Genomic DNA, 4,454 nt, shown 5'->3' on the forward strand with positions numbered 1-4,454 from the left:
GAGCGGCGCGCGGGCACTTGGGCGGCGCGGGCACCCGGGCTCCGGACGGCACCGGTCGGGCGGCTCGGGAGCGGGTGCGGTGGGGCGGCTGCGGCAGGTGGGGCGCGCCGCCCGGTGGGGCCGTGCTGCGGGGCTCCGCCGACCGCGCGGACCGGATCGGACGTCCGCGCGGCACGACGGGGGTAACGGTTCAGTCGAGGTAGACGTCCAGGTCCTTCCAGAGTTGCTGGGTGCGGCGGATCGCGGCGCGGCTGCGCTCGGGCCGGGCCGTCTGCATGCCGGCGAGAAGTCCGTAGACCACCGAGGTGGCGGCCGTGACGGACTGGAAGAAGGAGATGCCCTCCGACGGCACGATCAGCAGATGGTGGGCGATGGAGGTGGCGAGCCGGCCACGCCGCATGTCGGTGATCGCCACCACGGTGGCGCCCGCCGCACGGGCCGCGTCGGCGGCGACGATGATCTGCTTCATGGACCGCCACATGTTGACGACCACGAGCACGTCCCCGGGGCCGAGGCAGTTGACGGCGGTCGCCAGATGGACACCGGCCCGGTTCTCCAGCGTGACGGGGTAGCCCATGGTGGAGCCGAGGTGCGCCATGACAGTGGCCGGACCGGCGAAGGAGCCGACTCCGACCACCAGGATCGACCGGGCCGAGGCCAGCGTGGCGATGGCCGCCTCCGCGTCGGCGGCGGAGTTGCTCTCCAGGGTCTGGCGCAGGTTCTCGATGTCGTGCGTGAGCGAGTCGTGCAGCGGGCTGCGGTGCTCGCCGTGTTCGGTCAGGGTCTCCTCGGTGGAGATGTGCACCAGGTAGCGGGCCCGCAACTCGCGTTGCAGATCCGGCCAGCCCCGGTAGCCCAGCGTCTGGGCCGCCCGCACCACCGTCGAGCTGTTCACGTCCGCCCGTTCCGCGATCTCCGCGATCTCCGCGTACGAGGACAGCTGCGGGTTGCGGACGATGACGTCGACGACCCGGGCCTGGGCCTTGGACAACGGCACGTCGGGCAGGGCGTCGCCCAGCCACTGGCTGTCGGCGTCCCCGGGGTCGTGGTTCTGCGGTGCGGACACGGGCCTTGCTCCCTGGTACGAGGTACAGCGCACTGCAAGTGCAGTTGCAGAACCGTACCTCGCAATTCCATTTGCAGGAACCCCCCATTCCGCGCGGACAGCGGCCCCGCACCACCGGGCCGCCCGAGCCCGCCGCCCGGAAACGCCCGAGCCCGGCCGGTACAGGGGCTGTACCGGCCGGGCTCGAAACCGTCAGGCGAGGGCGAGGAAGAGCTTCTCCAGTTCTTCCTGGGTCATGGGCGGGGCGTCCGAGTCCTCGGCGAGGCACTGACGCATGCCACCGGCCACGATCTTGAAACCGGCCCGGTCCAGGGCCCGGGAGACGGCGGCGAGCTGGGTGACGACGTCCTTGCAGTCACGGCCGGACTCGATCATGGCGATGACGGCGGCCAGTTGTCCCTGGGCCCGGCGGAGCCGGTTCAGGACGGGTCTCATCGATTCTTCGTCCACCTGCACGGGCTTTCCTCCTCCACTCCCTCTTCGGTGCCCGGTAATGCCCCGGGGCGTTTCAATGTCTCACCGCGCGCCCCGCAATTGCGCGATCGCCGTGCCGATGTCGGCGCGGGGGCCGCGGTTGTACGGGAGCTTGGACAGCAGGACGCCCATGGCGCAGGAGTTGCTGATCGCCGCGTAGGTCAGGCCCGCGCCGACCGCCGTTCCGACGAGGTGGACGCCGGGCACGAGAATGCCGACGAGACCGGTGGTGAGGACGATCGAGCCGGCGACCAGGCGGACCTGGCGCTCCATGTCCCAGCGCTCGGGGCCCCGCTCCACGGGCGCGCTCATCGCCTCCCAGGCGTTCACGCCGCCGTCCAGGACGCGGAGGTTCGGCAGACCGGCCTCGGTGAGCATCCGCTCGGCCTGGGCGGCGCGGCTCCCCGAGCGGCAGACGAGCACGACGTCCTCGTCGAGGTGGGGAAGCAGCTCCGCGCGGTGCTCGCGCAGGACGTGAAGCGGAACGTTGCACGCGCCGGGGATGTGGACGGTGCGGAACTCGGCGGGGGTGCGCACGTCGAGCAGACGCGGCGCACGGCCTTCGTCGGTGAGTTTGCGCAGTACGGCAGGGGTGATGGACTGAACGGTGCGCTCGGCGCTCATGCGTGACTCCGGAGGAGAATATACCCAGGGGGGTATATAAGGGGTACAAGGGGATGTGCGGGGTGTACGAGGTGTGCGAAGGGCACAGCCGGGAGGGGAAGCCGTCGACCGACGGCCCGCGGGCGGTCAGGCGCCGGTGGACTCCGCGGCGAGGGCCCAGGCCGCGTAACCGCCGAGGATGTCGGAGACGTCCTCGGCACCGCGGTGGCGCAGGAGGCTGGCCGCGATGGAGGAGCGGTGGCCGCCGGCGCAGTGCAGGACGAGCGGCCGGTCGGCGGGGAGCTCGTCCGCCCGCACGGCCAGTTCGCTCAGCGGGATGTGCAGGGCCTCGGGGATGAAGCCGTTGGCCTCGCGCTCGCCGCAGGTGCGGACGTCCACGACGACGGGCGGGTTGTCACCGGCGAGGGCGGCCTTCAGCTGCGCGGCGGTGAGGCGGCTGGCGGGGGCGACCTCGTCCTCCATCGCCCGGAGGGCGTCCTCGGGGTTGCGCAGGTAGCCCGCCACCCGGTCGAAGCCGATGCGGGCGAGGCGGGTGACGACCTCCTCCTCGCGGTTCTGCGGGGCCATGACGACCAGTTCGTCGGCCGGGTCGAGGACGGTGCCGGCCTGCTCGGCGAACCGGCCGTCGGCGGGCACGTTGACCGCGCCGCGCAGGTGCCCGGCGGCGAACTCCTGCGGGTCGCGGGCGTCGACGACGACCGCGCCGCCCTCCCTCAGCCCGGCGAACTCCTCCAGTGTCAGCGGCCGGGTCGCCGCCGTCGCGTCGTAACGGACGCGGTCCTTGCGGTTGAGCTCCGCGTCGTAGGCGAAGTAGCCGGGCGCGGCGGACTGGCCGGCGGTGACGAGCGCGACGAACTCCTCGCGGCTCATGGGGGCGCAGGCATAGTTGGTGGCGCGCTGCTCCCCGATGGTCGACTGCTTCTCCGTCGAGAGGTTCTTGCCGCAGGCGGAGCCGGCGCCGTGCGCGGGGAAGACACGGACCTCGTCGGGCAGGGCCATCAGCTTGTTCTGGACGCTGTCGTGGAGCATCCCGCCCAGCTCCTCGGCGGTCACGCCCACGGAGGCGAGCAGGTCGGGGCGGCCCACATCGCCGATGAAGAGCGCGTCGCCGGTCAGGACGCCGTACGGGACGGTGTCGTCGGCCCGCTCGTACACGAGGACGCTGATCGACTCCGGGGTGTGCCCCGGGGTCTCCATGACCTCCAGGGTGACGTCACCGAGGGAGATCCGCTCGCCCTCGGCCAGCTTGCGGATGGGGTACTCGGTCTCGGCGCGGCGGCCGTAGCCGATCCAGGCGCCGGTCGCGTCCGCCATCTCCAGGTGACCGGCGACGAAGTCGGCGTGGAAGTGGGTGTTGATGACACCGACCACGATGAGGCCCCGGGCGCGGGCGTCGGCCAGGTACTCGGAGACGTCGCGGCGCGGGTCGACGACCACCGCCCGGCCGGTCCCCTCGTCGGCGATCATGTACGACGCCTGGGAGAGGCAGTCGAGGTAGTACTGGGTGAAGAACACGGCGAATTCCCTCCTGAGGAACGCTCACCCGCAGCGGGTGCGAAAGTTTTGGTCACGGGGCGGCGGTGCGCCCCGTGGGGCGGGGGCCGGTCGGCCGGCTCCGGCGATCAGGCGTCCGCGCCGCTCACCAGCGGCCGGCCGGCGCGGGCCCAGCCCTTGGTGCCGCCCGCGACCGAGAGCGCGTCGACCCCGCGGGCCGCGAGCCGCTCGGCGGCCCGCAGACTCCGGTTGCCGCTCGCGCAGATCACGTACACCGGCCGGCCCTCGGGCAGGGCGTAGGGGACGGAATCGAACGCGGACAGCGGTGCGCTGTGGACGCCCGGCACATGACCGGCCAGGTACTCGTCGGGCTCGCGGACGTCGATGACGAACGCTCCGGCGGCCAGTTCCGCGGCGAAGACCTCCAGGTCCACTTCACACATCGAGGCATCCCTCACTCTCTCGGGTACCCCCCGGGGTATTGATGTACTCGACCGTAAGTCGACCCGCGCGAGAAGTCAAATACCCCCCTGGGTATCTCCACATCGCAGGGCGCGAAACACCTCGCCCACGGGAAAAATACGGGTAGGGGTATATTGGCCTGCACATACACATTCCCGCCCCGCGGAACTGCGCCGCTTGTCGCCGTCGGTCGCACACCCGGCCGCCCTCGCTCACCCGTACTGCGCGTCCGGCCGCCTCTCCGAGCGCGGCGTATGCCCGGCGGCCTCTCCGCGCACGGCCTGCACCCGGCCGTTCCCGGCACTCCGGACGCTCCCGACGCCTCGGTCGTCCC

General features: G+C 72.0%; 5 protein-coding genes. All 5 read right to left on the bottom strand.

Going from position 1 to position 4,454, the window contains the following annotated elements; translation table 11 throughout:
* Positions 1-190 precede the first annotated feature (190 nt).
* The 5 genes from EAO76_RS39740 to EAO76_RS39760 all read right to left on the bottom strand — a co-directional run bounded on the left by EAO76_RS39740 (position 191) and on the right by EAO76_RS39760 (position 4,101).
* The gene (locus EAO76_RS39740; protein ID WP_148841116.1) at positions 191-1,066 is read right to left on the bottom strand and encodes a MurR/RpiR family transcriptional regulator; all 876 of its coding nucleotides are present in this window, start codon (positions 1,064-1,066) and stop codon (positions 191-193) included.
* A gap of 192 nt (positions 1,067-1,258) precedes the next feature.
* Entirely contained in the window at positions 1,259-1,501 is a 243-nt protein-coding gene (locus tag EAO76_RS39745; RefSeq protein WP_222872246.1) for a metal-sensitive transcriptional regulator, read from the bottom strand.
* Positions 1,502-1,582: 81 nt separating this feature from the next.
* Positions 1,583-2,164: a rhodanese-like domain-containing protein gene (locus tag EAO76_RS39750; protein WP_148841118.1), complete on the bottom strand. Its 582-nt coding sequence runs from the start codon at positions 2,162-2,164 to the stop codon at positions 1,583-1,585.
* Between the two features lie 126 nt (positions 2,165-2,290).
* Complete coding sequence (locus EAO76_RS39755; RefSeq protein WP_148841119.1) at positions 2,291-3,679, bottom strand: rhodanese-like domain-containing protein; 1,389 nt, start codon at positions 3,677-3,679, stop codon at positions 2,291-2,293.
* 107 nt (positions 3,680-3,786) lie between these two features.
* On the bottom strand, positions 3,787-4,101 hold the full coding sequence (locus EAO76_RS39760) for a rhodanese-like domain-containing protein (RefSeq protein WP_148841120.1): 315 nt from the start codon (positions 4,099-4,101) through the stop codon (positions 3,787-3,789).
* Positions 4,102-4,454 lie beyond the last annotated feature (353 nt).

The sequence above is a fragment of the Streptomyces sp. sk2.1 genome, from assembly GCF_008120935.1.
In the GTDB taxonomy this organism is placed as follows: Bacteria; Actinomycetota; Actinomycetes; order Streptomycetales; family Streptomycetaceae; genus Streptomyces.